Genomic DNA, 25,304 nt, shown 5'->3' with positions numbered 1-25,304 from the left:
TCAGCTTCCTTGAGAGGGTGAGGGGTGGCGCGCCAGGCGCAGTGCGTACTGGAAGGCTTCGCCGCGCACGTACAGGTATTCGAAGTCGAGCGGGGTGCCGTCCGGCGCGCAGGTCAGGCGTTCGATGCGCAGCAGGGCGGTTCCGGGTTCCACCGTCAGCGCCGCGGCCAGCGCCGGATCGGCATTGACGGCGCCGATCTGGATGTCGGCATGGCCCAGCGCGATGCCGTAGTCGCCTTCGAGGATCAGGAAGATGTCGCGCTCGGCCAGGTTCTCGCCGCGCAGGCGCCGGCCCAGGGCCGCAGGCAGGTAGCTGACTTCGTACGAGACCGGCTGCCGGTCGAGGAAGCGCACGCGGCGCAGCTCGGCGACCGGTTCGCCGGCGCCGGTCCCGAGCCGGGCCGCTACCGCCGGGGATGCCGGCAATTCCAGGTGCGACAGCACCCGGTTGACGATGCGGTGGCCCTTGCGCGACATCGCCTCGCCGAAGCCTTCCAGCCGGCCCAGGTCCTGGCTCGGACGCGGCCCGGCCACGAAACTGCCCTTGCCGGCGACCTTGACGATCAGGCCTTCCTTCTGCAGGTCGCCGAGCGCCTGGCGCACCGTGATGCGGCTGACGCCGAAGATGGCGCCCATCTCGCTCTCGGCCGGCAGGCGCGCGTCGCGGCCGTAGGTGCCGTCGAGGATGCGTTCGCGCAGGCGCTGGCGCACCTGGGAATACAGCGGCAGCGGGGAGGGTTCAAGGGCGCGGAAAGAAGGCATGTGCAAGTCTCGCTGGCCTGTCATGACAGGTAATGATCTTGCAAGAATGGTATGGTCGAGGCCGGGCGAAGGGAACGAATCTCTTCGCGCTAGACCATGCGGAAAACGCCTGAGGCGGCATGCGAATATCGATATGCGACGGATGAGCTGCGCCGCTACCTATATATAGAGCCGCCTAGAAATGATTTGCGTGATTTTGTAGCAGCCTTGCCACATTCATAGGGTAAACCACGGTTTACCCGGCCCGCCGGGCCGGCCGACCGGCAAAGCGGTTGACCCACTTGCACATCGGGTCTATACTCGCGAGTTCTCGAATTTATTCTGCACATCGTATACGCATTCGCAGCCGCTCCTTCGGTGAGTGGCTTTCGTCGCCTCCGTTGTCCAGTTCGATCCGGGACTAGGTTTCAGTCCCCGGGCCAAGGAAAGACAGGCCCGGGTCATCAACGTAGTAATTTTGTTGGATTTTTGAACGATGCCAACCATCAATCAACTGATTCGCAAGCCGCGTGAAGCCGCGGTTGTGAAGAGCAAGTCCCCGGCACTGGAAAACTGCCCGCAGAAGCGCGGCGTTTGCACCCGTGTCTACACCACGACCCCGAAGAAGCCGAACTCGGCACTGCGTAAGGTCGCTAAAGTTCGCCTGACCAACGGTTTCGAAGTCATTTCGTACATCGGCGGTGAAGGCCACAACCTGCAAGAGCACAGCGTCGTCCTGATCCGCGGCGGCCGTGTGAAAGACTTGCCGGGTGTGCGTTACCACATGGTCCGCGGCGCACTGGATACCCAGGGCGTGAAAGACCGTAAGCAGGCGCGTTCGAAGTACGGCGCCAAGCGTGCCAAGGCTGCGAAGAAGTAATTCTCCACGCCCTGTCACATACAGGTCACATTAAAAAGTTAAGTTGAGCCGGCCGGAAGGCCGAGTAAGTGAAAGATCATGAGGGTCTTTCGCGAGTGCGGATCCCGCACTCAACTGAAGATAGGAAGGAATTGAAATGCCACGTCGTCGTGAAGTACCCAAGCGCGAAATCCTGCCGGATCCAAAATTCGGCAACACCGATGTCGCCAAGTTCGTCAACGTTCTGATGCTGTCCGGTAAGAAATCGGTCGCTGAAAACATCATCTACGGTGCGTTCGAATACATCCAGACCAAGTCGGGCAAAGACCCGCTGGAAGTGTTCGTGGCCGCGATCAACAACGCCAAGCCGCTGGTGGAAGTCAAGTCCCGCCGTGTCGGCGGCGCCAACTACCAGGTGCCAGTGGAAGTTCGTCCGGTTCGTCGTATGGCGCTGTCCATGCGTTGGTTGCGCGAAGCCGCAAACAAGCGCAGCGAAAAATCCATGCCACAACGCCTCGGTGGTGAACTGATGGAAGCCGCAGAAATGCGCGGCGGCGCGATGAAGCGTCGTGACGAAGTTCACCGCATGGCAGAAGCGAACAAGGCGTTCTCGCACTTCCGCTTCTAAGCACATGGCCAGACCCTCCAGGGGGCGCGGCCAAAGCAGTATCTGTTGTTCAGGCCGGGCACATTTTGACACCAAGATGCCGCCCGGTTTTGTCCATTCAAAGATTTAGGAAAAATTATGGCACGCAAGACCCCCATTGAGCGCTACCGCAATATCGGTATTTCCGCTCACATCGATGCTGGTAAGACGACCACCACCGAACGCGTTCTGTTCTACACGGGCGTGAACCACAAGATCGGCGAAGTGCACGATGGCGCTGCGACGATGGACTGGATGGAGCAGGAGCAGGAACGCGGCATTACCATTACCTCGGCAGCGACGACCTGCTTCTGGAAGGGTATGGCCAACAACTTCGAGCCGCACCACATCAACATCATCGACACCCCGGGCCACGTCGACTTCACCATTGAAGTCGAGCGCTCGATGCGCGTGCTGGATGGCGCCTGCATGGTCTACTGCGCAGTCGGCGGCGTGCAGCCACAGTCGGAAACCGTGTGGCGTCAGGCTAACAAGTACAAAGTCCCGCGTCTGGCCTTCGTCAACAAGATGGACCGTACCGGTGCGAACTTCTTCAAGGTCTACGAGCAGATGCGCGCTCGCCTGAAGGCAAACCCGATTCCGCTGCAGATCCCGATCGGCGCGGAAGAGAACTTCCTGGGCGTGGTCGACCTGGTCAAGATGAAAGCAATCATCTGGGACGACGCTTCGCAGGGCATGAAGTTCGACTACCGCGACATCCCGGCGGAACTGGTTGATCAAGCCAACGAATGGCGTGAAAAGCTGGTCGAGACCGCTGCTGAAGCGTCGGAAGAGCTGATGAACAAGTACCTGGAAGAAGGCGATCTGTCGGAAGAAGAGATCAAGCAAGCCCTGCGCCAGCGTACCATCGCGTCGGAAATCGTCCCGATGATGTGCGGCACCGCGTTCAAGAACAAGGGCGTGCAAGCGATGCTCGACGCCGTGATCGAATACCTGCCGTCGCCAGTCGACATTCCGCCAGTCGCCGGTACCGACGAAGATGACCAGCCGACCACCCGTAAGGCCGACGACAACGAGAAATTCGCTGCGCTGGCATTCAAGATCATGACCGACCCGTTCGTCGGCCAGCTGATCTTCTTCCGCGTCTACTCGGGCATGGTCAATTCGGGCGATACCGTCTACAACCCGGTCAAGGGCAAGAAGGAACGTCTGGGCCGCATCCTGCAGATGCACGCGAACCAGCGTGAAGAAATCAAGGAAGTCCGCGCCGGCGACATCGCCGCTGCAGTCGGCCTGAAAGAAGCGACCACCGGCGAAACCCTGTGCGATCCTTCGGCTGTCATCACCCTGGAAAAGATGGTGTTCCCGGAGCCGGTCATTCAGCAGGCAGTCGAGCCGAAGACCAAGGCTGACCAGGAAAAGATGGGCCTGGCACTGAACCGTCTGGCTCAGGAAGACCCGTCGTTCCGCGTGCGTACCGACGAAGAATCGGGCCAGACCATCATCGGTGGTATGGGCGAGCTGCACCTGGAAATTATCGTTGACCGCATGAAGCGCGAATTCGGCGTGGAAGCAACCGTCGGCAAGCCGCAGGTTGCCTACCGCGAGACCATCCGCAAGGCAGTCACCGACGTCGAAGGCAAGTTCGTCAAGCAGTCGGGCGGTCGCGGCCAGTACGGCCACGCTGTCCTGTCGATCGAGCCGCAAGAGCCGGGCAAGGGCTTCGAATTCGTCGACGCCATCAAGGGCGGTGTCATTCCTCGCGAATACATCCCGGCAGTCGAGAAGGGTGTGCGCGAGACCCTGACCAGCGGCGTGCTGGCTGGCTATCCGGTCGTTGACGTGAAAGTCACCGTGACCTTCGGTTCGTACCACGACGTCGACTCGAACGAGAACGCGTTCCGTATGGCAGGTTCGATGGCATTCAAGGACGGCTGCCGTAAGGCATCGCCGGTCATCCTCGAGCCGATGATGGCCGTGGAAGTGGAAACGCCGGAAGACTACGCCGGTTCCGTGATGGGCGACCTGTCGTCCCGCCGCGGTATGGTGCAGGGCATGGACGAAATCCCGGGCGGCGGCGGCAAGATCATCAAGGCCGAAGTCCCGCTGTCGGAAATGTTCGGTTACTCGACCTCGCTGCGTTCGGCGACCCAGGGCCGTGCGACCTACACGATGGAATTCAAGCACTATTCGGAAGCTCCGAAGCACGTGATCGACGCCATCGTCACCGCGAAGTCCAAGTAATTCAGTAATACAGGGGCAGGAGGCGAGGCCTGCCCCTTCAAGAAAAACAGACAATCAGTTCATTTAAAGGAAGATCTAAAAATGGCAAAAGGTAAATTCGAACGGACCAAGCCGCACGTCAACGTCGGCACCATCGGTCACGTTGACCACGGCAAAACCACCCTGACGGCTGCAATCGCAACTGTCCTGTCGAAGAAGTTCGGCGGCGAAGCCAAGGCCTACGACCAGATCGACGCGGCTCCGGAAGAAAAAGCACGCGGCATCACCATCAACACCGCGCACGTCGAGTACGAAACCGAAAACCGTCACTACGCACACGTTGACTGCCCAGGCCACGCCGACTACATCAAGAACATGATTACCGGTGCTGCGCAGATGGACGGCGCGATCCTGGTGTGCTCGGCCGCTGACGGCCCAATGCCACAGACCCGCGAGCACATCCTGCTGGCGCGTCAGGTTGGCGTTCCGTACATCATCGTGTTCCTGAACAAGTGCGACCTGGTCGACGACGCAGAACTGCTGGAACTGGTCGAAATGGAAGTCCGCGAGCTCCTCTCGAAGTACGAGTTCCCAGGCGACGACCTGCCAATCATCAAGGGTTCGGCACGTATGGCGCTGGAAGGCCAGCCGGGCGAAATGGGCGAAGACTGCATCATCCGTCTGGCTGAAGCCCTGGACACTTACATCCCGACCCCGGAACGTGCCGTTGACGGCGCCTTCCTGATGCCGGTTGAAGACGTGTTCTCGATCTCGGGCCGCGGTACCGTGGTGACCGGTCGTGTCGAGCGCGGCATCATCAAGGTCGGCGAAGAAATCGAAATCGTCGGTATCATCGACACCGTGAAGACCACCTGCACCGGCGTGGAAATGTTCCGCAAGCTGCTGGACCAGGGTCAAGCTGGCGACAACGTCGGCCTGCTGCTGCGCGGCACCAAGCGTGAAGACGTCCAGCGTGGCCAGGTTCTGGCCAAGCCGGGCTCGATCAAGCCGCACAACCACTTCACCGGTGAGATCTACGTCCTGTCGAAAGACGAAGGCGGCCGTCACACCCCGTTCTTCAACAACTACCGTCCTCAGTTCTACTTCCGTACGACTGACGTGACCGGTTCGATCGAGCTGCCGGCAGACAAAGAAATGGTCATGCCAGGCGACAACGTGTCGATCACCGTCAAGCTGATCGCTCCGATCGCGATGGAAGAAGGTCTGCGCTTCGCAATCCGCGAAGGCGGCCGTACCGTCGGCGCCGGCGTGGTTGCCAAGATCCTGGCCTAATTTCGGTTAGCCTGATCTAAGGGCGGGTTCGTCCCGCCCTGACAACAGATGGGGGCAGACTTTTTGGTCTGCCCCCATCTTTATGAGAGGGAAGGATGTTATACTCCCGCCTCTTGAGCAGTACCGTAGGACCTTTCACACATTGCCGGCCACGTGCCGGAACGTTCTTTTAAAGGAAATAGCATGTCGAACCAAAAAATCCGCATCCGCCTGAAAGCCTTCGACTACAAGCTGATCGACCAGTCGGCCCTGGAAATCGTGGATACCGCCAAGCGCACCGGCGCAGTCGTCAAGGGCCCGGTCCCGCTGCCGACCCGCATCCAGCGTTTCGACATCCTGCGTTCGCCGCACGTCAACAAGACCTCGCGCGACCAGTTCGAAATCCGTACGCACCAGCGTCTGATGGACATCGTGGATCCGACCGACAAGACCGTTGACGCACTGATGAAGCTCGACCTGCCGGCTGGCGTCGACGTCGAAATCAAGCTGCAGTAATACCTGTATTAAGCTGATGAGCCGCAGGCGGAGCGATCCGCCGCGGCAGCAAAGGCCGGGGATCCGCAAGGATTCCCGGCCTTTGTCATTGTGGCTTCAGTTCAGGAGTGCATACACCACCGGCCCAAGCAGGGTGCCCATGACCAACCCCCCGCCCAGCAGCAGCACCAGCAGCACGGAACGGGCGATCCAGCCGATCAGGGTCGGGTGCCCGGTGAAATGCGCGCGCAGGCTGGCAGGCGTCAGGCGCGTGGCATCGTCTGGAAGATGATCGAAATTCGACATAGGGGCTCCGTGCAAAAGCCCATTGTCGAGCGCGCTTTCGCCGGCCGGCTTGTGCTGCCGCAAGGCCTGCGCTTTATGCCTCACACATTGTCCCGGGCTCGTCGCCATGTTGTAATCGAAGTGATCACAACCATGAGACGAACGCATGCCCGCTCTCGACCGCCTCCATTCCGCCGCCGACGACCTGCGCCGCACCTCCTGGCTGCAGCTGGCCGGCTACGCCTATCTTGTCTTCTTCGTGCTGATGCTGGCGCGGCTGGCGGCGCCGGCGGACATTGGGCCGGCGCTGCGCCGGCTCGCGTGGCTGCTGCCGCTGTTCCTGCTGGCGGCGAAAGACCTGGCGCACCTGCCGGACGCGCTGCAGCGCCTGCGCGACGCGACCGGCTGGCGCAGCCGCGTCACGGCATTGCTGCCGCCGGAACTGCTCGGCATGTTCCGGCTCGAGCGCCTGATGTGGACCGGTTTCGGGCAATGGCTGCGCCGCCGTGCGCCGGCGCCCGTGCCGCAGGGCCTCACGCTCAGCTACCTGCAGCGCGGCGCCTACGGCACCGCGGTTGGCATCGTCATGGTCGCGCTCTTCCTCGAGCTACCGGCGAATGTCGTGGTCATCAACATGATGGTGAAGGATGCGGACGCGCGCCTGGCGATCCACGTGGCGGGCGCCATCCTGGCCCTGTATTCCTTCGTCTGGGTGCTGGCCGACCGCTGGTACCTCAAGGGCGGCGCCCACGTGCTGGTGGACGGGGTGCTGCACCTGAGCGTCGGCGTGCGCACCGAGGGCAGCATCCCGCTGGCAGCCATCGAGCGCGTCGATGCGCTGGCGGAAGCGCCTGAGCGCTGGCGCCGCCGCCACGGCATCCACCGCGCCGATACCTTGCTCGTGACGCCCGTCGACAAACCGAACTGCGTGCTGCGCATGAAGCCGGACGCCGGCCTCACGCTGCTGCACTGGCAGGTGCGCCGCAGCGTGCCGCGCTACCTGCTGCTCTACCTCGATCGTCCGGAGCTGCTGGCCTCGCGCATCACCCGCAGCGCAGACTAGGCTTTCGACCCGGTCTTCCAGCGCAGCCCGAATCCGAAGTGGCGGTCCATCAGCTCGTGCGCGCTGGTGCCGCCCTGCTGCTGGAAGTACTCGGCCAGCTTGGTGACCTGCAGGCTGCCATTGCGATTTTCGATCAGGGCGATCGCGCACATCATCTGGTTGCCGCCGCCGTCCAGGCGGACCTCGATCGGCGCCTGCTCAGGCGCGGCGATCGTCACCACGCCGTCGGTCGCCGCCCAGTTGGGCACACCTTCGTAGATGAAGGAGAAGATCAGGGCGCGGCGGATCTGATCGAAGCACTCGCCGTTCAGGTATAAATTCTCGCCGCCGCTGACTGCACCGGTGCGGTCGTCGGCGTCCAGGCGGATGAAGGGTTCGCGCTCCAAGTCGCCCCAGGCATTGCCGAGCGCCTGCACCAGTCCGCGCCGGCCATCGGCCAGCTCGTACATGCAGCCGAGGTCGAGGTCGATGCCGCCGCGGCCCTTGCGGCCGCCGGTGCCGCCGATCAGCTTGTCGAAGAAACCGGCCTTCGGCTGCGGCGGGGCGGCGGTGGCCGATTGGTTCCAGTTCAGGTTCACGTGGATGCGGCCGAAGCCGCGGCCGGCGCGCTTGTCGAGCGAGACCTTGTCGCCACGCTTTTCCAGCGTGACTTTCGACAGCGAGACTTTGGGGGGTGGTGCAGGGGTGGGGGCGGGAGCAGGGGCGGGCGCCGCTTCCGTTCCGCCGAAATGCGCCAGCAGCGCCGCCAGCCCGCCGTTGAAACCTTGTCCGACCGCGCCGAAACGCCAGGACCCGTCGCGCCGGTACAGCTCCGCCACGATGACCGCCTTCTCGTCGCCGAAGTCGGCGCCCGACCAGGGGAAGCGCAGCGTGCTGCCGAGGTTCAGGGCGCAGGCGCCGAGCGCGCGCATGGTTTGCGCGCCGTCGATCGCAGCGACGAAGACCAGCTTGGCGATCGCCGCCGGCAGCTGGTCGAGATTTACCGCGAAGCGCGCGCCCGATCCTGCCAGTTCGAGCCGCACCGCGCCTTCCGGACTGGCCAGCTGGTTGTAGAACACCATGTAGCGCTCGTCCGACAGGCGGTCTGCCGCATCCAGTCCGAAGCAGGACACGTCGACCGACATGCCGGGCGCCTGGATATCCAGCTCGACGGTGAACGCGTTGCCGGTGCCGAGGTCCGCCAGCTTGCCCTTCTGGCCACGCGAAAACAGGTTCATGAAGGTTCTCCTTCCATCGATGTCGGGCCGAAACGGTGCGACTGCTCCACCAGGCGTTCGGCCCAGGCCCGGTGCGTGGCCACTTCGCACATGGCGTCGTCCATGCGGAACACCGCGGGGCTGGCCTCGTCGAGGATGGCGCGCGCCACCGCGAGGTCTTGCGGGCGTACCTGGTAGTGCTGCTCGATGGGGCCGATCTGGGTCGGGTGGATCGCGGTCTTGCCGACCATGCCGTGGGCGAGATCTTCCAGTACCTCCTGGTCGAGCAGCGCCGGCAGGTCGAGGTATTCGAACACCGGGGCGGTCAGGGCGAAGCCGTAGGGACGGAAGGTCGTCACCAGGCGTGCGATGACCGGGCCCAGCGGCGTGCGGTAGATCGTCATGCCGCGCGGCCGGCGCAGGCCCAGCAAGGCAAGCAGGTCGTTGCCGCCGATGCGCAGCGCCAGGATGCGGTGGCGCACGCCCGGGGCTTCGAACACGGCGCGCAGCTGCTGCATCTCGCTGTCGCTGAAGACTTCCGCCGTCTCCAGCGTCGGCATCAGGACGTGGCCCGTGTCGCGCACCAGGCGGAAATAGGTCTCGAAATTGTGCCGCGTGATCTTGGGCAGCACGAAGCCGGTCAGCTTCTCGACGCCCGGCATGGCCAGCACCCGCGCCATCACGTCCGGATTGCGCACCCGGACGAAGCGCTCGGCCGCGACCTCGCTGCGCATATTCGCCAGCACCACGGACAGGTTGAACAGCGACCAGCTCAGTTCACGGTCGGCGATGGCATCTTCCGTGCAGAAGATGAGCGAGCGCGCACCCGGCAGCTTGTCGCCGTTTGCGATCTGTGCCAGGTCCTTGTGATTGGCAGGCACGTACAGCGACGCGCCCATAGACTTAAGCATCCGATGCACTCCTGATCAGGGAAACCGCGTGGTAGGGCAGGGCCGGGTCGATCGCGACCGGCACCTGTTTTTCTTCGGCCAGCACTTCCAGATGCCTGACATCCGGCGTACCCGGACGACGCAGCACCAGCAGGCGCGGCGCGCGGCGCAGCAGCACCCGGGTCGCCTCGCCGATGCCGGGCTTGATGAGATTGACATCAAGGATGTCGTAGCGCGCCATCGCGCCGGCGAGGTAGCTGCGCGAGCGTTCCGCGGCCGCCTGCGCGTCGAGCGGCGTGGCCGGCGGAAGGCCGCCATCCGCCTGCGCCAGCGCCAGGGCCACCAGCGCATCGGCGAAGCGCTGCGACTGGTCGGCTGCGGCGAACCCGGCGAACTCGCCGTAGTAGACGCAGCCGTGAAAGTCCTCGGGACCGATCCGTTCGTCCAGCACCGTGCGGCTGACCAGTCCCGACACCGTCGCATTCAGGATGCTCGACGGGATCAGGTAGTCGTCGCCGGACGCCGCGCAGGCGGCCGCGCCGGCCAGGTCCGACAGCACGTACAGGCCATTGTCGATGCTGGTCGACTGCGCGGCGTTGAAGGCGGACACCGACAGCGCCAGCTCGCGCGCGATCACGCCCTTGCCGGTCCAGCCGTCGACGAACACGATCGATTCCGCTGCGTGGCCGCTGGCCAGGATGTGGCGCAGCGCCGCCGCGTCGATGCCGCGGTCGCGCACGATCGACACCGAATAATGCGTCGCCTCGCGCTGAAAGACCTCGCGCAGCAGGCGCGCCAGCACCACGCCCACCGGCGTGCCGGCGCGTGCCAGCGAGACCAAGGTGATGGGGCCGCTGCGCCGTGCGGCGACCAGCGCCGCCAGCCGCAGGCAGTCGGCCGCCATGCGCGCATTGTTGGCGCGGCAGGCGTCCTCGAACACGCCCAGGTAGCGTGCCGAGGGCACCGACTCGGGCGACAGCATCTGGCTGTAGTGGCGCCGGCCCGACTGGATCAGGCGCTCCTTGTCCGCGACGTCGGTGAATTCCTGCGCCTGCAGGCGGGTCAGCAGGAAGTTCACTTCGCCTTCGCGGTAGCTCCCCGGGAAGCTCACAGGGCCTCCACGGTCAGGCGCGCCAGCTGGGTGGCGCGCGGGACGATGGCGTAGTCGCAGGCCGCCATGAAGCGCGCGTCCGAGCGGCTGTCGCCCATGCCGAAGGTGACGATGTCGCCATGCTCCGCGCGCAGCCGTGCCGTGACGTGGGCCACGGCATTGGCCTTGTCGAGCGCCTTCGGCAGGATCGCCAGGTTGTTGCCGTTGCGGTGAACGACGTAGTCGCGGTTGCCGTCCGCGATCCAGGGCCGTACGACTTCCGCCTCGATCGGCGCCAGGCGCTCGTGGCGCTTGTCCGGATCCTTCACGACCAGGAAGAAGGGCGTGGCGAAATCCTCGATCATGCGCGTGCGACCGCCGAAGCCTGTGCGCGCGGCGTAGTCGTCGATGTGGCGGGTCAGCTCGTGCAGGCCGGGGAGGGCGGCATGCATGGCCGTGCGCATCCCTTCCAGCCAGGCGCGGTCGGCGCTGCCGCCCGGCTCCAGCACCACGCCGCCGTAGTTGATGATGGCGTAGCTGTCGAAGGGCAGGTGCACGCGGCGCAGGCCGTCATGGTCGCGCGCCGTGGTGGGGATCACGGTCATCCCGTCCTGCACGAAGCTGAGAAAGGCGCGCTGGGCGCGCGTGGTGTATGAGCAGATGCTGCCGTCCTTGTAATAGGCGGCCGGCTCGAGCGCGTCCGCGGCGGCGCACTTCTCGAAGGTCTGGAACAGGGTATCGTCCAGGTCAGCGAACAGGAACTTCTTCAACATGGTCCTCGGACAGGAAGTGGAACAGGCGCGCGTCCAGCAGCGTGGCGAGCTCGCGCACGGCGGCATTCGGCGCGGTCTCGTGGCAGACCAGCACGTGGTCGTACTGGCCGGGCGCGATGTTGTAGATGAAGTTGGCGATGCCTTCACCGTAGTTGTCGGGGAAGCTGAGCGCATGGCCGACCGCGCCCCAGCCGAGGATCGGCGAGCGCGTGGTCGACTGCACCCTGACGTCGACGCCGCGCTCTTCGAGCTCCCTGCCGAGCAGCATGGCGGCGTGCATGAATTCGCCGGTGCCCAGCACTGCGACTCTGGCGCCGGGAGCGAAGCCCGGCGCGAGGCGCTCCGCCAGGACCGCGGGCGCAGGCAAGGCCCGCTGCAGGCCCAGGCGGCCGAAGCGCATGCTGGCGCCGCGGTCCGCGTCCGGGTCGAAGCGCTGGGCCGGGGTGGCCGGGGCCACGTAGTCGCCCGGCGTGAAGCGGTATTCCCCGCTCACCAGCGCACCCATCGTCACCGGCAGGCCGAAGCGCGCGGACAGGCCGGCCGTGGCTTCCGGCCCCATGAAGTTGGTGATGGTCGCGAGGTGCACGCGCGCGATGTCCGGATTCAGGCGGCGGCAGGCCCCGGTCAGGTTCAGGAAGGTGTTGCCGGTGCTGGCCTCGTCGTCCACCAGTACCAGGGTGCCGGCCTGCAGCAGCAGGGCGCGCAGGGCCGGGTCTTCCGGCAGGTGCAGGAACTGGCGCGGCGCGTGGCTGTGCGCTTCTTCGAATTCGATCAGGGGACCGGTGCCGACGCGGTAGCGCGTGGTGTGGATGAACAGTGCGTCGCGCCCGGGATGGGCGCGCAGCCAGGCTTCGAACACGCCCTGGCCCAGGCCGATCGCGGTTTCGGCCATCGCGATGAAGACGACCGGGCCATCGGCTGCCGGCACGGTGGCGGCGATCCGGTCGTGCACGGCGATCATGTCGGCAGGCTTTACCGGCCAGTGCTTGCCCAGCACCTTGCTCAGGAACAGGAAGCCGCGCTTGGCGTTGGCGCGCGCTGCGAAGCCGAGCAGGGATTCGAGCTCGTCGGCGCCGTCCGCCAGCGTGACTTCGAGCGTCCCGGTCGGCAGCGCCACGCTGCGCCGGAGCAGCTGGGCCGCGTCCGACTTGGCGTTCATGGCAGCTCCACGGCTTCGGCGATCTCGGCCACGCGCATGCCGTCGGCGACTTCCGGCACGGCGACCATGTCGAAGCCGTCGGCAAAGCCCTTCAGGGCGATCCACGGCAAGTTCGGTCCGGCAGCGCAGGCCATGCCGATCCCGCCCGACATGCGCGGGTTGATCTCCAGCAGGCGTGGTTTGCCGGCAGCTTCGCGGAACTGCACGTTGAAGATGCCGTTCAGGCCATAGTCGGCGGCCAGCTTCGTGGTCGCCTCGATGATCTCCGGACGCATGTCGATCAGCTGGCCGCTGCCGGCCTGGGCCAGCTTGCGCCGTGCCACCGCCGCCACCAGGCGGCCCTGGTCGCCCACGCAGTCGACGCTGTATTCGCTTCCCTCGAGGTATTCCATCAGCAGCATGGTGCGGAACTCGCCGAGTTCGCCCAGGCCGCGGCGCAGGTCCTGGTAGCCGATGTGGTACTCGACGCCGCCCAGCAGCAGGGCGGCGGCGCTGCGCTCCTCGTCGACGATGGCGAAGCCGATGCCGTAGATGCCGCGCGAAGGCTTGATGCACAGTTTGGTATGGCGCGGGCGCAGTTCGGTCCAGGCGGCGTCGAAGCCGGCGAGGTCTTCGAAGCGGCGGAACTCGGCCACCGGCGCCTGCGGCAAGTGCGTCTCGGCATAGAAGCCGGCCTTGTCGTGGATGAGCTGCAGCTTCTGGGGCGTGGCCGCGCTCAGCACGCGTGTGCCAGCTTCCAGGAAGCGCGCATGGTGCGCCGCCAGCGTGGTCGCTTCGCGGCCCGGCACGAAGATGTCGATGCGCTGCTTGCGGCAGAACTCCAGGCACCAGTCGACGTAGGCGGCCGGCTCGAGCCCGGTCGGCTCGCCGTGGAATTCATGGGCCAGGCGCGCCGCCGCCGTGTGGCGGTTGGCATTGCTGTGGATGATGGTGAAACGGCCGGCGGTGTCGGCTTCGCGGATCAGCCGGATGGCGGCGTAGACGGACGAAAACGTCCTGTTGTACCAGACGCGCATGAATTCTTTCAAGACAGGTGGACGTGCGCCCGCACGAGGCGGGCGCGGGAATGCAGGCGGCGTGGGCGCCCTTTTATATGGTCAGACGTTGACGCCGAACGAGCGCGCCAGCGGACCCAGGCCGCCCTTGAAGCCCTGGCCGACGGCGCGGAATTTCCATTCGCCGCCGTGGCGGTACAGTTCGCCGAAGATCATGGCCGTTTCCGTCGAGCTGTCCTCGGACAGGTCGTAGCGCGCGATCTCGGCTTCGCCGGCGGCGTTCAGGCAGCGGATATAGGCCTTGGCCACCATGCCGAAGTTCTGGCGGCGCGCGTCGGCGTCGTGGATGGTCACGCAGAACGAGACCTTGTCGATGTCGGCCGGAACGCGCGCCAGGTCGACCATGATCTTCTCGTCGTCGCCGGCGCCCTGGCCGGTGGTGTTGTCGCCGGCGTGCTCCACCGAGCCATCGCTCGATTTCAGGTTGTTATAGAAGATGAAGTCGGTGTCGCCGCGGACCTTGGCATCCGCCTTCAGCAGGAAGGCGCTGCCGTCCAGGTCGAAGGCGGCGCCGTCGGTGGAACGCGGATCCCAGCCCAGCCCGATGATCACCTTGGTCAGGCCGGGCGCTTCCTTGCTCAGGTTGACGTTGCCGCCTTTCTGCAGACTGATTGCCATACGTACTCCTTATAAGTAAGAGGATGGGGAGGGCCGGCGCCGGCCACCTGCCAATATAGGCGTTAATTGTCCAATTGTACATGTGTAGGATTTCACAATGTCTGTACAGGACGCTCCCGGATCCTGGCGCCGGAAAAACCTGTTTGCACGATTGCACAACACAGCTATTGCAAAAACCGGAAAGCCACACGTATAATGCGGCTCCCCGGGCGGTTAGTTCAGCTGGTTAGAATACTTGGTCGACATCCAAGGGGTCGCAGGTTCGAATCCTGCACCGCCCACCAGACTTCCAGATCGCAAGCCTCGAGCTTGCAGAGAAAAGATGGTTCGACCGTCTTTTCTGTGCTGACCAGCCAGGTCAGATTCCTCTCTTTCTCCAAGCACTGCGGAATACGCAACAGGGTCGACATACCCCCGATTCTCTTGTTGCGTCAAGCCTTTTTGCGCGCTATACTAGCCGGCTTCGGTATGGGTATCTCTTTTTCGCCTGTACCTTTTCCTAGTAGTTTAATTAGCCCCGCCCAATCGTAGGTGGGAATGGAGAAAAAATGAGCCTGGGCCTCCTCGGTCGCAAGGTTGGCATGATGCGTATCTTCACGGATGACGGCGATTCGATCCCTGTCACTGTGCTGGACGTGTCCAACAACCGTGTTGCGCAAGTCAAAACCCCTGAAACTGATGGCTACACTGCAGTTCAGGTCGTCTTCGGTCAACGTCGCGCCTCGCGCGTGAACAAGGCCGCTGCCGGTCACTACGCCAAAGCTGGCGTGGAAGCTGGCACGATGCTGCGTGAATTCATCATCGATTCCGCAAAAGCCGCTGAACTCAAAGCCGGCGACACCATCAATGCTTCGATGTTCGAAGTGGGCCAGAAAATCGACGTGCAAGGCACCTCGATCGGTAAGGGCTACGCCGGTACCATCAAGCGTCACAACTTCGCCTCGGGTCGTCAGACCCACGGTAACTCGCGTTCGCACAACGTTCCTGGCTCCATCGGTATGGCGCAGGATCCGGGCCGCGTGTTCCCAGGCAAGCGCATGACCGGTCACATGGGCGACGTTACCGTCACCACCCAGAACCTGGAAATCGCACGCATCGACGCTGACCGTCAACTGCTGCTCGTGAAGGGTGCCGTTCCTGGCGCCAAGAACGGCCAAGTGATCGTCAAGCCGGCTGTCAAAACCAAAGCCAAGAAAGGAGCCTAAGTATGGAACTCCAGCTCCTGAATGAGCAAGGTCAAGCTGGCGCCGGCGTTGCAGCTGCCGACACCGTGTTCGGCCGTGAATACAACGAAGCCCTGATCCACCAGGTCGTGGTCGCCTACGCCGCCAACGCGCGCAGCGGCAACCGCAAGCAGAAAGACCGTGAAGAAGTCAGCCACACCACGAAGAAGCCATGGCGCCAAAAAGGCACCGGCCGCGCTCGTGCTGGTATGTCGTCGTCGCCTCTGTGGCGCGGCGGTGGCCGTATCTTCCCGAACACCCCGGACGAGAACTTCTCGCACAAGGTCAACAAGAAGATGTTCCGTGCAGGTATCTGCTCGATCTTCTCGCAGCTGGCCCGCGAAGGCCGTCTGAACGTTGTCGAAAACCTGTCGATCGAAGCTCCGAAAACCAAGCTGCTGTCGCAAAAGCTGCAGAGCATGGGCCTGGAATCGGTCCTGGTGATCACCGACACCATCGATGAAAACCTGGAACTGGCATCGCGTAACCTGCCGCACGTGCTCGTCGTCGAGCCGAAAGCAGCTGACCCGATGTCGCTGGTGTTCTACAAGAAAGTCCTGGTCACCAAAGCTGCTCTGGCCAAGATCGAGGAGATGTACGCATGAGCACCGCTATCAAATTCAGCGAAGAGCGCCTGATGAAGGTGCTGCTGGCTCCGGTTATTTCCGAAAAGGCGACCTTCGTCGCTGAAAAGAACGAACAGATCGTGTTCAAGGTTCTGCCGGATGCAACCAAGCCGGAAATCAAGGCTGCCGTCGAACTGCTGTTCAAGGTCGAAGTGGAATCGGTGCAAACCGTCAACCGCGAAGGCAAGGTCAAGCGTTCGGGCCGTTTCACCGGTCGCCGCAACCACACCAAGCGCGCTTTCGTGGCCCTCAAGCCGGGTCAGGAAATCAATTTTGTCGAGGAGGCTAAATAATGGCACTCGTTAAGATGAAGCCAACCTCCCCAGGCCGTCGCGGCATGGTGAAAGTTGTGACCGAAGGCCTGTACAAAGGCCGTCCGCTCGCAGCCCTGGTTGAGAAGAAATCGAAGACTGCTGGCCGTAACAACAACGGTCACATCACCACCCGTCACATCGGCGGTGGCCACAAGCAGCACTACCGTCTGGTCGACTTCAAGCGCCAGAAGGATGGTATCCCTGCCAAGGTCGAGCGTATTGAATACGACCCGAACCGTACCGCGCACATCGCTCTGCTGTGCTACGCGGACGGCGCACGTGCGTACATCATCGCTCCGAAGGGCGTCGCTGTCGGCGATACCCTGATGAACGGTTCGGAAGCACCGATCAAGGCCGGTAACTGCCTGCCGATCCGCAACATCCCGGTTGGTACCGTGATGCACTGCGTCGAAATGCTGCCTGGCAAAGGCGCACAGATGGCCCGCACCGCTGGCGCCGCTGTCGTCCTGATGGCCCGTGAAGGCACCTACGCTCAGGTCCGCCTGCGCTCGGGTGAAGTCCGTCGCGTGCACATCGAGTGCCGTGCAACCGTGGGTGAAGTCGGCAATGCCGAACACAGCCTGCGCAAGATCGGTAAAGCCGGTGCGATGCGTTGGCGCGGTGTGCGTCCGACCGTCCGTGGTGTCGTCATGAACCCGATCGACCACCCGCACGGTGGTGGTGAAGGCCGTACGGCAGCAGGTCGCCATCCGGTGTCGCCATGGGGCCAGCAGACCAAGGGCAAGAAGACGCGTTCGAACAAGCGCACTTCGTCGATGATCGTCTCGCGCCGCGGCAAGAAATAAGGGATAAAACATGACTCGTTCATTGAAAAAAGGGCCGTTCATTGACGCCCACCTGGTGAAAAAAGTCGAAGCCGCGCAAGCGACCAAAGACAAGAAGCCAGTCAAAACCTGGTCGCGCCGCTCGACGATCTCTCCTGACTTCATCGGTCTGACCATTGCCGTGCACAACGGCAAGGTCCACGTGCCGGTGTACGTGTCGGAGAACATGGTCGGCCACAAGCTCGGCGAATTCGCGCTGACCCGTACGTTCAAGGGCCACGCTGCTGACAAGAAGGCGAAACGATAATGGAAACTAAAGCAATCCTCAAAGGCGTTCGCCTGTCGGAACAAAAAGGTCGCCTCGTTGCTGACCTGATCCGCGGCAAGAAAGTTGACGCAGCACTCAACATTCTGCAGTTCAGCCCGAAGAAGGGCGCGACCATCATCAAGAAGGTTCTCGAGTCGGCAATCGCCAACGCGGAACACAACGATGGCGCGGACATCGACGAACTGAAGGTCGTCCAGATCTACGTTGAAAAGGGCCCGATCCTGAAGCGCTTTACGGCTCGCGCCAAAGGCCGCGGTGATCGCATTTCTAAACAATCCTGTCACATTTACGTGACTGTCGGTAACTAAGGGGTCACAGAATGGGTCAGAAAATCCACCCAACCGGCTTCCGCCTGGCGGTCACCCGTAACTGGGCATCGCGCTGGTACGCTGGCAACGGCAACTTCGCCGACATGCTGAAGGAAGACCTGGAAGCACGCGCTTTCCTGAAGAAGAAGCTGAAGAACGCCTCGGTCGGCCGCATCGTCATCGAGCGTCCTGCCAAGAACGCGCGCTTCACCATCTACTCGTCGCGTCCTGGTGTCGTGATCGGCAAGAAGGGCGAAGACATCGAAGTGCTGAAGACTTCGCTGGCGAAGATCATGGGCGTGCCTGTGCACGTCAATATCGAAGAGATCCGCAAGCCTGAGATCGATTCGCAGCTGATCGCCGACTCGATCTCGCAGCAGCTCGAAAAGCGCATCATGTTCCGTCGCGCAATGAAGCGTGCGATGCAGAACGCCATGCGCCTGGGCGCTGTCGGCATCAAGATCATGTCGTCGGGCCGCCTGAACGGCATCGAAATCGCACGTACCGAATGGTACCGCGAAGGCCGTGTGCCTCTGCACACCCTGCGCGCCGATATCGACTACGGCACCAGCGAAGCATCGACCACCTACGGCATCATCGGCGTCAAGGTCTGGGTCTACAAGGGCGACCGTTCGGTCACCGGCGAAGCTCCAGTCATCGACACCCCGCCGGATGAGAAGAAGCCACGCGGCCCGCGTCGCGACGACGGCAAGCCGTCGCGCGGCCCACGCCCGGCTGGCGGCGCACGTCCTGGCACTGCAGCACCAACCGTCCGTGCACGTCCGGCTGTGAAGCCTGCCGCCCCGGCCGCCGCTGCGCCAGCTGAGAAAGCAGGAGAATAAGCATGCTGCAACCATCGCGCAGGAAGTATCGTAAAGAGCAGAAAGGCCGTAACACCGGCATTTCGCACACCCGCGGCACCGCGGTCTCGTTCGGCGAGTTCGGCCTGAAGGCAGTTGCCCGTGGCCGTATCACCGCACGCCAGATCGAAGCGGCACGTCGCGCCATGACCCGTCACATCAAGCGTGGCGGCCGTATCTGGATCCGTATCTTCCCGGACAAGCCGATTTCGAACAAGCCGGCCGAAGTCCGTATGGGTAACGGTAAGGGTAACCCGGAGTACTACGTCGCTGAAATCCAGCCAGGCAAAGTCCTGTACGAGATGGACGGCGTCGCAGAAGAACTGGCGCGCGAAGCGTTCCGCCTGGCCGCTGCCAAACTGCCGCTGGCGACCACTTTCGTGGTCCGTCAAGTCGGCCAATAACAGGAGTTGAATATGAAAGCATCGGAACTCCGCGGCAAGGACCAGGAAGCGCTGCAAAAGGAGCTGAATGAGCTGCTGAAGGCCCAGTTCGGCCTGCGCATGCAAATCGCTACCCAGCAGCTGGGCAACACCGCGCAGCTCAAGAAAGTACGTCGCGACATCGCGCGTGTGAAGACTGTGATGAACTCGAAGGAAGCCAAATGAACGACACCACTAAAACGGCGCTGAAGCGTACGCTGGTCGGCAAAGTCGTGTCCGACAAGATGGACAAGACGGTGACCGTACTGATCGAGCGTCACGTGAAGCACCCGCTGTACGGCAAGATCATCGTGCGCTCGAACAAGTACCACGCGCACGACGAGACCAACCAGGTCAAAGCCGGTGACACGGTCGAGATCACGGAAGGTCGCCCGATCTCGAAGACGAAGGCCTGGACCGTGACCCGTGTTGTGCAACAAGCACAGGTCATCTAAGCCTTAAAATTTGTCTTGCGTGGCCCGCTGGTATCTGTGATACTAGCGGGCTTCGTTCATGTGTTGCCGCAGTTTGTCCCCCGCGGACGCCGCGGCCTGTAACGAATGGAAAGTCCATCACCCAAACGTATTGCTCCAGCAGGGGCGGTGCGGCGGGACCAAGACTGACCGCAGGCCCACGGTTCTCCGTGGGGTTTTCTACGGCTTAAGTTGGGAAAGAAAATACTATGATTCAAACCGAAAGCCGGCTCGAAGTAGCCGACAACACCGGTGCTAAGGAAGTTCTGTGCATCAAGGTGTTGGGCGGCTCGAAGCGCCGTTATGCGAGCATTGGCGACATCATCAAGGTCACCGTCAAGGTGGCTGCGCCGCGTGGTCGCGTCAAGAAGGGCGAAATTTACAACGCCGTGGTTGTGCGTACCGCTAAAGGTGTGCGCCGCCAGGACGGTTCCCTGGTCAAGTTCGACGGCAATGCCGCTGTCCTGCTGAACGCCAAGCTGGAGCCGATCGGCACCCGTATCTTCGGACCGGTCACGCGCGAACTGCGTACCGAGAAGTTCATGAAGATCGTGTCGCTGGCACCTGAAGTTCTGTAAGGAGTCGACATGGATAAGATTCGTAAAAACGACGAAGTCATCGTTTTGGCCGGTAAAGACAAGGGCAAGCGTGGCGTCGTTCAAAAGCGTGTAGACGCTGAACACGTCATCGTTGAAGGCGTCAACGTCGCTAAAAAAGCGACCAAGCCTAACCCGATGACCGGTGTTACTGGTGGTATCGTCGACAAGACTATGCCGATTCACGTGTCGAACGTCGCGCTGTTCAATGCTGCGACCGGCAAGGCAGATCGCGTTGGCTTCAAAGACCAGGACGGCAAAAAAGTCCGCGTCTTCAAGTCGAACGGCGAAGTAGTGAAGGGGTAAGATAAATGGCCCGTCTCCAACAAATTTACAAAGACAAAGTCGTCGCCGAGCTGACCGAGAAATTCGGTTACAAGTCGATCATGGAAGTCCCGCGCCTGACCAAGATCACCCTCAACATGGGTCTGTCGGAAGCAGTCGCTGACAAGAAGATCATCGAGCACGCAACTGGCGACCTGACCAAGATCGCTGGCCAGAAGCCGGTCGTTACCAAAGCTCGCAAGGCAATCGCAGGTTTCAAGATCCGCGAAGGCTACCCGATCGGTACGATGGTGACCCTGCGCGGTAACCGCATGTACGAATTCCTGGACCGTTTCATCACCGTGGCCCTGCCGCGCGTGCGTGACTTCCGTGGTGTCAACGGCAAATCTTTCGATGGCCGTGGTAACTACAACATCGGCGTCAAAGAGCAGATCATCTTCCCGGAAATCGATTACGACAAGATCGATGCGCTGCGTGGCATGAACATCTCGATCACCACGACCGCTAAGACCGACGAAGAAGCCAAAGCGCTGCTCGCCGCCTTCAAATTCCCGTTCAGGAACTAAGAGCATGGCAAAACTTGCACTGATTAACCGCGAACAGAAGCGTGCAGACCTGGTGGAGAAATTCGCCGCAAAGCGTGCAGCTCTGAAAGCGATCATCAACGACCAGTCGAAGTCGGAAGAAGAGCGTTACGAAGCGCGCCTGAAACTGCAGGCACTGCCGCGCAACTCGGCCCCGACCCGCCAGCGTAACCGCTGCGCCATCACCGGCCGTCCACGTGGCACCTTCCGTAAATTCGGTCTTGCCCGTACCAAAGTCCGTGAGTTCGCCATGAAAGGCGAAATCCCGGGTATGACCAAAGCTAGCTGGTAATAGGAGAATAAGCAATGAGTATGAGCGATCCTATCGCCGATATGCTGACCCGCATTCGCAACGCACAAGTTGTCCAGAAAACCACGGTTGCAATGCCGTCGTCGAAAGTCAAGGTTGCCATTGCCAACGTCCTGAAGGACGAGGGTTACATTGAAGATTTCGCCGTGACCACCGAAGGTGGCAAGTCGGAACTGAAAATCGGTTTGAAGTATTACACCGGCCGTCCGGTCATCGAGCGCATCGAGCGCGTGTCCCGTCCTGGCCTGCGCGTCTACAAGGGCAAGAACGAAATCCCGTCGGTCATGAATGGCCTGGGCGTGGCAATCGTCTCGACCCCGCAAGGCGTCATGACTGACCGCAAAGCACGTGCTACCGGCGTCGGTGGCGAAGTGCTGTGCTACGTGGCTTAAGGAGTAGACATGTCTCGAGTAGCTAAGATGCCAATCGCCGTCCCGGCAGGTACCGATGTCGCGATCAACGCGTCGTCGATCACCGTCAAGGGCCCGCTCGGCACCCTGACCCAGCCGCTGAACGGCCTGGTCAAAGTGGAAAACAACAACGGCACGCTGACTTTCGACGTGGTGAACGATTCGCGTGAATCGAACGCCATGTCGGGTACCCTGCGCGCCCTGGTCAACAACATGGTTACCGGCGTCACCAAGGGCTTCGAAAAGAAGCTGAACCTGGTGGGCGTGGGCTACAAGGCAGCAGTGCAGGGCAACGCCCTGAACCTGTCGCTGGGCTTCTCGCACCCGGTGCTGCACGCGATGCCGGAAGGCATCACTGCAACCACCCCGACCCCGACCGAAATCCTGATCAAGGGTATCGATCGTCAAAAGGTCGGCCAAGTGGCTGCTGAAGTGCGCGCTTACCGCTCGCCTGAGCCTTACAAGGGCAAGGGTGTCCGTTATTCGGACGAAGTGGTGAAGCTTAAAGAAACCAAGAAGAAATAATCGGAGCTGACATGGACAAGAAACAATCGCGTCTGCGTCGCGGACGTCAAACCCGCATCAAGATCGCCCAGCTGGGCGTGAACCGTCTGTCGGTTCACCGCACCAACCTGCACATCTATGCGAACCTGATCAGCCCGGACGCAAAGGTGCTGGTGTCGGCCTCGACGCTGGAAGCAGAAGTCCGCGCTGAACTGGCTGGCAAGACCGGCGCCGGCGGCAACGCTGCCGCTGCTGCCCTGGTCGGCAAGCGCGTCGCTGAAAAAGCACTGAAAGCAGGAATCACCGAAGTTGCGTTCGACCGCTCGGGTTTCCGTTACCACGGCCGTGTGAAGGCGCTGGCGGAAGCCGCGCGTGAAGCCGGTCTGAAGTTCTAAGGAAGAATCGTCATGGCAAAAATGCAAGCAAAAATGCAAAGCGACAAGCCGGATGATGGCATGCGCGAGAAAATGATCGCGATCAACCGCGTCACCAAAGTGGTGAAGGGTGGTCGTATCATGGGTTTTGCAGCGCTGACCGTTGTCGGTGACGGCGATGGCCGCATCGGCATGGGCAAGGGCAAGTCGAAGGAAGTTCCTGTCGGCGTGCAAAAAGCGATGGAAGAAGCCCGCCGCAACCTGATCAAGGTGCCCCTCAAGAACGGTACGCTGCATCACATGGTGTCGGGCCGTCACGGCGCCTCGCGCGTCATGATGATGCCGGCCAAGCCTGGTACCGGCGTGATCGCTGGTGGCGCAATGCGCGCTATCTTCGAGGTGATGGGCGTGACCGACGTGGTCGCCAAGTCGACCGGTTCGTCGAACCCGTACAACCTGGTTCGCGCGACCCTCGACGGTCTGTCGAAAATGAGCACTGCATCCGACATCGCTGCCAAGCGCGGCAAGTCGGTTGAAGACATCCTGGGTTAAGGGGAACACACATGGCAAACACTGTCAAAGTTCAGCTCGTCAAGGGCTTGATCGGTACCCGTCAGGATCACCGTGCTACCGTCCGCGGTCTGGGTCTGCGTCGTGTCAACTCGGTCTCCGAGCTGCAGGACACCCCGTCCGTGCGTGGCATGATCAACAAAGTCGCGTACCTCGTTAAAGTTGTTTCGTAAGCCGCGGCTTACGTACGGAGAAATCAATGGAACTCAATACCATTCAACCAGCTGAAGGCGCCAAGCACGCGAAGCGTCGCGTTGGTCGCGGTATCGGCTCGGGCCTGGGCAAGACTGCCGGCCGCGGTCACAAGGGTCAGAAATCGCGTTCGGGCGGCTTCCACAAAGTCGGCTTCGAAGGCGGTCAGATGCCTCTGCAGCGCCGTCTGCCGAAGCGTGGCTTCAAGTCGCTGAACGCAACGTTCAAGGCTGAAGTCCGTCTGTCGGACCTGAACAACCTGGCTGTCGGCGACATCGACATCCTGGTGCTCAAAGCAGCAGGCATCCTGCCGGTGGTGGCACGCGACGTGCGCGTCATCCTGTCGGGCGAGATCACCAAAGCGGTGACCCTCAAAGGCCTGAAGGCAACTGCCGGCGCGAAAGCGGCGATCGAAGCAGCTGGCGGTTCGGTCGCTTAATTGCGGCCCTGCCTGATCGGAGCAAAAATTGGCGACTAATTCACAACTTGGTAAAAGCGCCGCTTCCGGCTTCCCCTGGGGTCGGCTGTGGTTTTTGCTTGGCGCATTGGTCGTGTACCGCATCGGTGCTCACATCCCGGTCCCCGGGATTGACCCGGTGCAGCTGGCAGCGCTGTTCAAGCAGAACGAAGGCGGCATCCTGGGCATGTTCAACATGTTCTCGGGTGGCGCCCTGTCCCGCTTTACCGTGTTCGCCCTCGGCATCATGCCTTACATTTCGGCTTCGATCATCATGCAGCTTGCATCGATCGTCTCGCCGCAACTCGAGGCGCTGAAGAAAGAGGGCGAATCCGGCCGCCGCAAGATCACCCAGTACACCCGTTACTTCACGGTGGCACTGGCGCTGTTCCAGGCGTTCGGTATCGCGGTCGCGCTCGAAGCGCAGCCTGGCCTCGTGCTCGATCCGGGCATGGGCTTCCGCTTCGTCACGGTGACGACGCTCCTGACCGGCACCATGTTCCTCATGTGGCTGGGCGAGCAGATTACCGAGCGTGGTCTTGGCAACGGTATTTCGATCATCATTTTTGCCGGTATCGCAGCAGGTCTGCCGTCGGCCCTGGGTGGCCTGTTCACCCTGGTCTCGAACGGTTCGATCAGCAGCATCGCCGCGATCATCATCGTTGCACTGGTGGTGCTCGTGACGTATGCCGTCGTGTTCGTGGAACGCGGGCAGCGCAAGATCCTGGTGAATTACGCTAAACGTCAAGTCGGCAACAAGATCTACGGTGGCCAAACCAGCCACCTGCCCTTGAAGCTGAACATGGCCGGCGTGATCCCACCGATCTTCGCCTCGTCGATCATCCTGTTCCCGGCGACGATCGTCGACTGGTACACGCGAGGCAAGGACGCCAGCGGCCCGTTCGTCGGGTTCCTGAAAGACCTGGCCGCTTCGCTGACTACCGGTGAGCCGATCCACGCGTTGCTGTATGCGGTGGCGATTGTGTTCTTCTGCTTCTTCTACACCGCGCTGGTATTCAACAGCAAGGAAACGGCGGACAACTTGAAGAAGAGCGGCGCGTTTGTTCCGGGCATCCGTCCGGGCGAGCAGACCGCACGCTACATCGACAAGATCCTGATGCGCCTGACCCTGGCCGGTGCAGTCTATATCACCCTGGTGTGCCTGGTGCCGGAGTTCATGACCTCGCAGTGGAAAGTTCCTTTCTACTTCGGTGGCACGTCGCTCCTGATCGTTGTAGTGGTGACGATGGACTTCATGGCACAAGTGCAGAACTACGTCATGTCGCAACAATATGAATCACTGTTGCGGAAGGCGAATTTCAAGGGCGGAATTCCGTCGCGATAAGCGAGGAAGGCA

The 25,304-nt window shown here is 62.1% G+C and carries 36 protein-coding genes and 1 tRNA gene; 28 read left to right on the top strand and 9 right to left on the bottom strand.

The window, feature by feature from the left end:
- Entirely contained in the window at nucleotides 1–762 is a 762-nt protein-coding gene (locus ACSQ25_RS22900; RefSeq protein ID WP_436107922.1) for a GntR family transcriptional regulator, read from the bottom strand.
- A 475-nt stretch (nucleotides 763–1,237) separates the two neighbouring features.
- On the opposite strand from ACSQ25_RS22900, the gene rpsL reads away from it, so the two are divergent.
- From rpsL to rpsJ, 5 genes are all read left to right on the top strand, one after another.
- Nucleotides 1,238–1,621 carry a 30S ribosomal protein S12 gene (gene rpsL / locus ACSQ25_RS22895; protein ID WP_036240557.1) on the top strand — a complete coding sequence of 128 codons (384 nt, stop codon included), beginning with the start codon at nucleotides 1,238–1,240 and terminating at the stop codon, nucleotides 1,619–1,621.
- A 136-nt stretch (nucleotides 1,622–1,757) separates the two neighbouring features.
- A complete protein-coding gene (gene rpsG / locus ACSQ25_RS22890) occupies nucleotides 1,758–2,228 on the top strand; it encodes a 30S ribosomal protein S7 (RefSeq protein WP_091877420.1) in 471 nt (156 codons plus the stop codon).
- A gap of 117 nt (nucleotides 2,229–2,345) precedes the next feature.
- On the top strand, nucleotides 2,346–4,451 hold the full coding sequence (gene fusA / locus ACSQ25_RS22885; protein WP_436107921.1) for an elongation factor G: 2,106 nt from the start codon (nucleotides 2,346–2,348) through the stop codon (nucleotides 4,449–4,451).
- An 81-nt stretch (nucleotides 4,452–4,532) separates the two neighbouring features.
- Nucleotides 4,533–5,723, top strand: a complete 1,191-nt coding sequence (tuf, locus tag ACSQ25_RS22880) for an elongation factor Tu (protein ID WP_436107920.1) — start codon at nucleotides 4,533–4,535, stop codon at nucleotides 5,721–5,723.
- A 183-nt stretch (nucleotides 5,724–5,906) separates the two neighbouring features.
- Nucleotides 5,907–6,218, top strand: a complete 312-nt coding sequence (gene rpsJ / locus ACSQ25_RS22875; RefSeq protein WP_197065334.1) for a 30S ribosomal protein S10 — start codon at nucleotides 5,907–5,909, stop codon at nucleotides 6,216–6,218.
- A 96-nt stretch (nucleotides 6,219–6,314) separates the two neighbouring features.
- Here the strand turns inward: rpsJ and ACSQ25_RS22870 are convergent, their stop codons facing one another.
- The gene (locus tag ACSQ25_RS22870) at nucleotides 6,315–6,503 is read right to left on the bottom strand and encodes a hypothetical protein (RefSeq protein ID WP_436107919.1); all 189 of its coding nucleotides are present in this window, start codon (nucleotides 6,501–6,503) and stop codon (nucleotides 6,315–6,317) included.
- Between the two features lie 145 nt (nucleotides 6,504–6,648).
- On the opposite strand from ACSQ25_RS22870, the gene ACSQ25_RS22865 reads away from it, so the two are divergent.
- Nucleotides 6,649–7,545, top strand: coding sequence for a hypothetical protein (locus tag ACSQ25_RS22865; protein WP_436107918.1), 897 nt, complete (start codon nucleotides 6,649–6,651; stop codon nucleotides 7,543–7,545).
- Here the strand turns inward: ACSQ25_RS22865 and ACSQ25_RS22860 are convergent.
- From ACSQ25_RS22860 to ACSQ25_RS22830, 7 genes are all read right to left on the bottom strand, one after another.
- Nucleotides 7,542–8,762, bottom strand: coding sequence for a TerD family protein (locus ACSQ25_RS22860; protein ID WP_436107917.1), 1,221 nt, complete (start codon nucleotides 8,760–8,762; stop codon nucleotides 7,542–7,544). The genes ACSQ25_RS22865 and ACSQ25_RS22860 overlap by 4 nt on opposite strands.
- Nucleotides 8,759–9,652: an HpcH/HpaI aldolase/citrate lyase family protein gene (locus ACSQ25_RS22855; RefSeq protein ID WP_436107916.1), complete on the bottom strand. Its 894-nt coding sequence runs from the start codon at nucleotides 9,650–9,652 to the stop codon at nucleotides 8,759–8,761. Before ACSQ25_RS22855 ends, ACSQ25_RS22860 begins: the two co-directional genes overlap by 4 nt.
- Nucleotides 9,645–10,742, bottom strand: a complete 1,098-nt coding sequence (locus ACSQ25_RS22850) for a cysteine protease StiP family protein (protein ID WP_436107915.1) — start codon at nucleotides 10,740–10,742, stop codon at nucleotides 9,645–9,647. The genes ACSQ25_RS22855 and ACSQ25_RS22850 overlap by 8 nt, the downstream gene beginning before the upstream one ends.
- Nucleotides 10,739–11,494 (bottom strand): hypothetical protein, encoded by a 756-nt coding sequence (locus ACSQ25_RS22845; RefSeq protein ID WP_436107914.1) that lies wholly within the window; start codon nucleotides 11,492–11,494, stop codon nucleotides 10,739–10,741. Before ACSQ25_RS22845 ends, ACSQ25_RS22850 begins: the two co-directional genes overlap by 4 nt.
- Nucleotides 11,469–12,653 carry a phosphoribosyltransferase domain-containing protein gene (locus ACSQ25_RS22840; RefSeq protein ID WP_436107913.1) on the bottom strand — a complete coding sequence of 395 codons (1,185 nt, stop codon included), beginning with the start codon at nucleotides 12,651–12,653 and terminating at the stop codon, nucleotides 11,469–11,471. The genes ACSQ25_RS22845 and ACSQ25_RS22840 overlap by 26 nt, the downstream gene beginning before the upstream one ends.
- Complete coding sequence (locus ACSQ25_RS22835) at nucleotides 12,650–13,669, bottom strand: ATP-grasp domain-containing protein (protein ID WP_436107912.1); 1,020 nt, start codon at nucleotides 13,667–13,669, stop codon at nucleotides 12,650–12,652. The genes ACSQ25_RS22840 and ACSQ25_RS22835 overlap by 4 nt, the downstream gene beginning before the upstream one ends.
- A gap of 81 nt (nucleotides 13,670–13,750) precedes the next feature.
- Nucleotides 13,751–14,326, bottom strand: a complete 576-nt coding sequence (locus tag ACSQ25_RS22830; protein WP_436107911.1) for a TerD family protein — start codon at nucleotides 14,324–14,326, stop codon at nucleotides 13,751–13,753.
- A gap of 207 nt (nucleotides 14,327–14,533) precedes the next feature.
- Between ACSQ25_RS22830 and ACSQ25_RS22825 the strand changes: the two genes are divergently transcribed.
- The 22 genes from ACSQ25_RS22825 (at nucleotide 14,534) to secY (ending at nucleotide 25,292) form a co-directional block, all read left to right on the top strand.
- Nucleotides 14,534–14,610 (top strand) — tRNA-Val (locus ACSQ25_RS22825).
- 264 nt (nucleotides 14,611–14,874) lie between these two features.
- Nucleotides 14,875–15,531, top strand: a complete 657-nt coding sequence (gene rplC / locus ACSQ25_RS22820; RefSeq protein WP_159698345.1) for a 50S ribosomal protein L3 — start codon at nucleotides 14,875–14,877, stop codon at nucleotides 15,529–15,531.
- Nucleotides 15,532–15,533: 2 nt separating this feature from the next.
- A complete protein-coding gene (gene rplD, locus ACSQ25_RS22815; RefSeq protein ID WP_436107910.1) occupies nucleotides 15,534–16,154 on the top strand; it encodes a 50S ribosomal protein L4 in 621 nt (206 codons plus the stop codon).
- Entirely contained in the window at nucleotides 16,151–16,468 is a 318-nt protein-coding gene (gene rplW / locus ACSQ25_RS22810) for a 50S ribosomal protein L23 (protein WP_027867259.1), read from the top strand. The genes rplD and rplW overlap by 4 nt, the downstream gene beginning before the upstream one ends.
- A complete protein-coding gene (rplB, locus tag ACSQ25_RS22805; RefSeq protein ID WP_224946779.1) occupies nucleotides 16,468–17,295 on the top strand; it encodes a 50S ribosomal protein L2 in 828 nt (275 codons plus the stop codon). The genes rplW and rplB overlap by 1 nt, the downstream gene beginning before the upstream one ends.
- A gap of 10 nt (nucleotides 17,296–17,305) precedes the next feature.
- Entirely contained in the window at nucleotides 17,306–17,581 is a 276-nt protein-coding gene (rpsS, locus tag ACSQ25_RS22800) for a 30S ribosomal protein S19 (RefSeq protein ID WP_137172337.1), read from the top strand.
- Entirely contained in the window at nucleotides 17,578–17,910 is a 333-nt protein-coding gene (rplV, locus tag ACSQ25_RS22795) for a 50S ribosomal protein L22 (RefSeq protein ID WP_171085678.1), read from the top strand. Before rpsS ends, rplV begins: the two co-directional genes overlap by 4 nt.
- An 11-nt stretch (nucleotides 17,911–17,921) precedes the next feature.
- Entirely contained in the window at nucleotides 17,922–18,752 is an 831-nt protein-coding gene (gene rpsC / locus ACSQ25_RS22790) for a 30S ribosomal protein S3 (RefSeq protein ID WP_436107909.1), read from the top strand.
- Between the two features lie 2 nt (nucleotides 18,753–18,754).
- The gene (gene rplP / locus ACSQ25_RS22785; protein WP_005663456.1) at nucleotides 18,755–19,174 is read left to right on the top strand and encodes a 50S ribosomal protein L16; all 420 of its coding nucleotides are present in this window, start codon (nucleotides 18,755–18,757) and stop codon (nucleotides 19,172–19,174) included.
- Between the two features lie 12 nt (nucleotides 19,175–19,186).
- A complete protein-coding gene (gene rpmC, locus ACSQ25_RS22780; RefSeq protein WP_027867254.1) occupies nucleotides 19,187–19,378 on the top strand; it encodes a 50S ribosomal protein L29 in 192 nt (63 codons plus the stop codon).
- On the top strand, nucleotides 19,375–19,647 hold the full coding sequence (rpsQ, locus tag ACSQ25_RS22775; RefSeq protein WP_036246286.1) for a 30S ribosomal protein S17: 273 nt from the start codon (nucleotides 19,375–19,377) through the stop codon (nucleotides 19,645–19,647). Before rpmC ends, rpsQ begins: the two co-directional genes overlap by 4 nt.
- Nucleotides 19,648–19,874: 227 nt before the next feature.
- Complete coding sequence (gene rplN / locus ACSQ25_RS22770) at nucleotides 19,875–20,243, top strand: 50S ribosomal protein L14 (RefSeq protein WP_005663451.1); 369 nt, start codon at nucleotides 19,875–19,877, stop codon at nucleotides 20,241–20,243.
- Between the two features lie 9 nt (nucleotides 20,244–20,252).
- A complete protein-coding gene (gene rplX / locus ACSQ25_RS22765) occupies nucleotides 20,253–20,567 on the top strand; it encodes a 50S ribosomal protein L24 (protein WP_027867252.1) in 315 nt (104 codons plus the stop codon).
- A 5-nt stretch (nucleotides 20,568–20,572) separates the two neighbouring features.
- A complete protein-coding gene (gene rplE, locus ACSQ25_RS22760; RefSeq protein ID WP_224946781.1) occupies nucleotides 20,573–21,112 on the top strand; it encodes a 50S ribosomal protein L5 in 540 nt (179 codons plus the stop codon).
- Between the two features lie 4 nt (nucleotides 21,113–21,116).
- Nucleotides 21,117–21,422, top strand: a complete 306-nt coding sequence (gene rpsN / locus ACSQ25_RS22755) for a 30S ribosomal protein S14 (protein WP_436107908.1) — start codon at nucleotides 21,117–21,119, stop codon at nucleotides 21,420–21,422.
- Nucleotides 21,423–21,436: 14 nt separating this feature from the next.
- Entirely contained in the window at nucleotides 21,437–21,832 is a 396-nt protein-coding gene (gene rpsH / locus ACSQ25_RS22750) for a 30S ribosomal protein S8 (protein WP_436107907.1), read from the top strand.
- Nucleotides 21,833–21,841: 9 nt separating this feature from the next.
- Nucleotides 21,842–22,375: a 50S ribosomal protein L6 gene (gene rplF, locus ACSQ25_RS22745; RefSeq protein WP_436107906.1), complete on the top strand. Its 534-nt coding sequence runs from the start codon at nucleotides 21,842–21,844 to the stop codon at nucleotides 22,373–22,375.
- An 11-nt stretch (nucleotides 22,376–22,386) separates the two neighbouring features.
- Nucleotides 22,387–22,749, top strand: a complete 363-nt coding sequence (gene rplR, locus ACSQ25_RS22740) for a 50S ribosomal protein L18 (protein WP_005663438.1) — start codon at nucleotides 22,387–22,389, stop codon at nucleotides 22,747–22,749.
- 12 nt (nucleotides 22,750–22,761) lie between these two features.
- Nucleotides 22,762–23,280, top strand: coding sequence for a 30S ribosomal protein S5 (rpsE, locus tag ACSQ25_RS22735; protein WP_436107905.1), 519 nt, complete (start codon nucleotides 22,762–22,764; stop codon nucleotides 23,278–23,280).
- Nucleotides 23,281–23,291: 11 nt separating this feature from the next.
- A complete protein-coding gene (gene rpmD / locus ACSQ25_RS22730; RefSeq protein WP_020655693.1) occupies nucleotides 23,292–23,471 on the top strand; it encodes a 50S ribosomal protein L30 in 180 nt (59 codons plus the stop codon).
- A 26-nt stretch (nucleotides 23,472–23,497) separates the two neighbouring features.
- The gene (gene rplO / locus ACSQ25_RS22725; RefSeq protein ID WP_436107904.1) at nucleotides 23,498–23,929 is read left to right on the top strand and encodes a 50S ribosomal protein L15; all 432 of its coding nucleotides are present in this window, start codon (nucleotides 23,498–23,500) and stop codon (nucleotides 23,927–23,929) included.
- 28 nt (nucleotides 23,930–23,957) lie between these two features.
- Nucleotides 23,958–25,292 (top strand): preprotein translocase subunit SecY, encoded by a 1,335-nt coding sequence (gene secY, locus ACSQ25_RS22720; protein ID WP_436107903.1) that lies wholly within the window; start codon nucleotides 23,958–23,960, stop codon nucleotides 25,290–25,292.
- Nucleotides 25,293–25,304: the final 12 nt, after the last annotated feature.

The sequence above is a fragment of the Massilia sp. LjRoot122 genome (genome assembly GCF_964252725.1).
Classification (GTDB): domain Bacteria; phylum Pseudomonadota; class Gammaproteobacteria; order Burkholderiales; family Burkholderiaceae_D; genus Telluria.
Note: the sequence above shows the minus strand (reverse complement) of the source record. Positions and strands in the feature narration are given on the sequence as shown.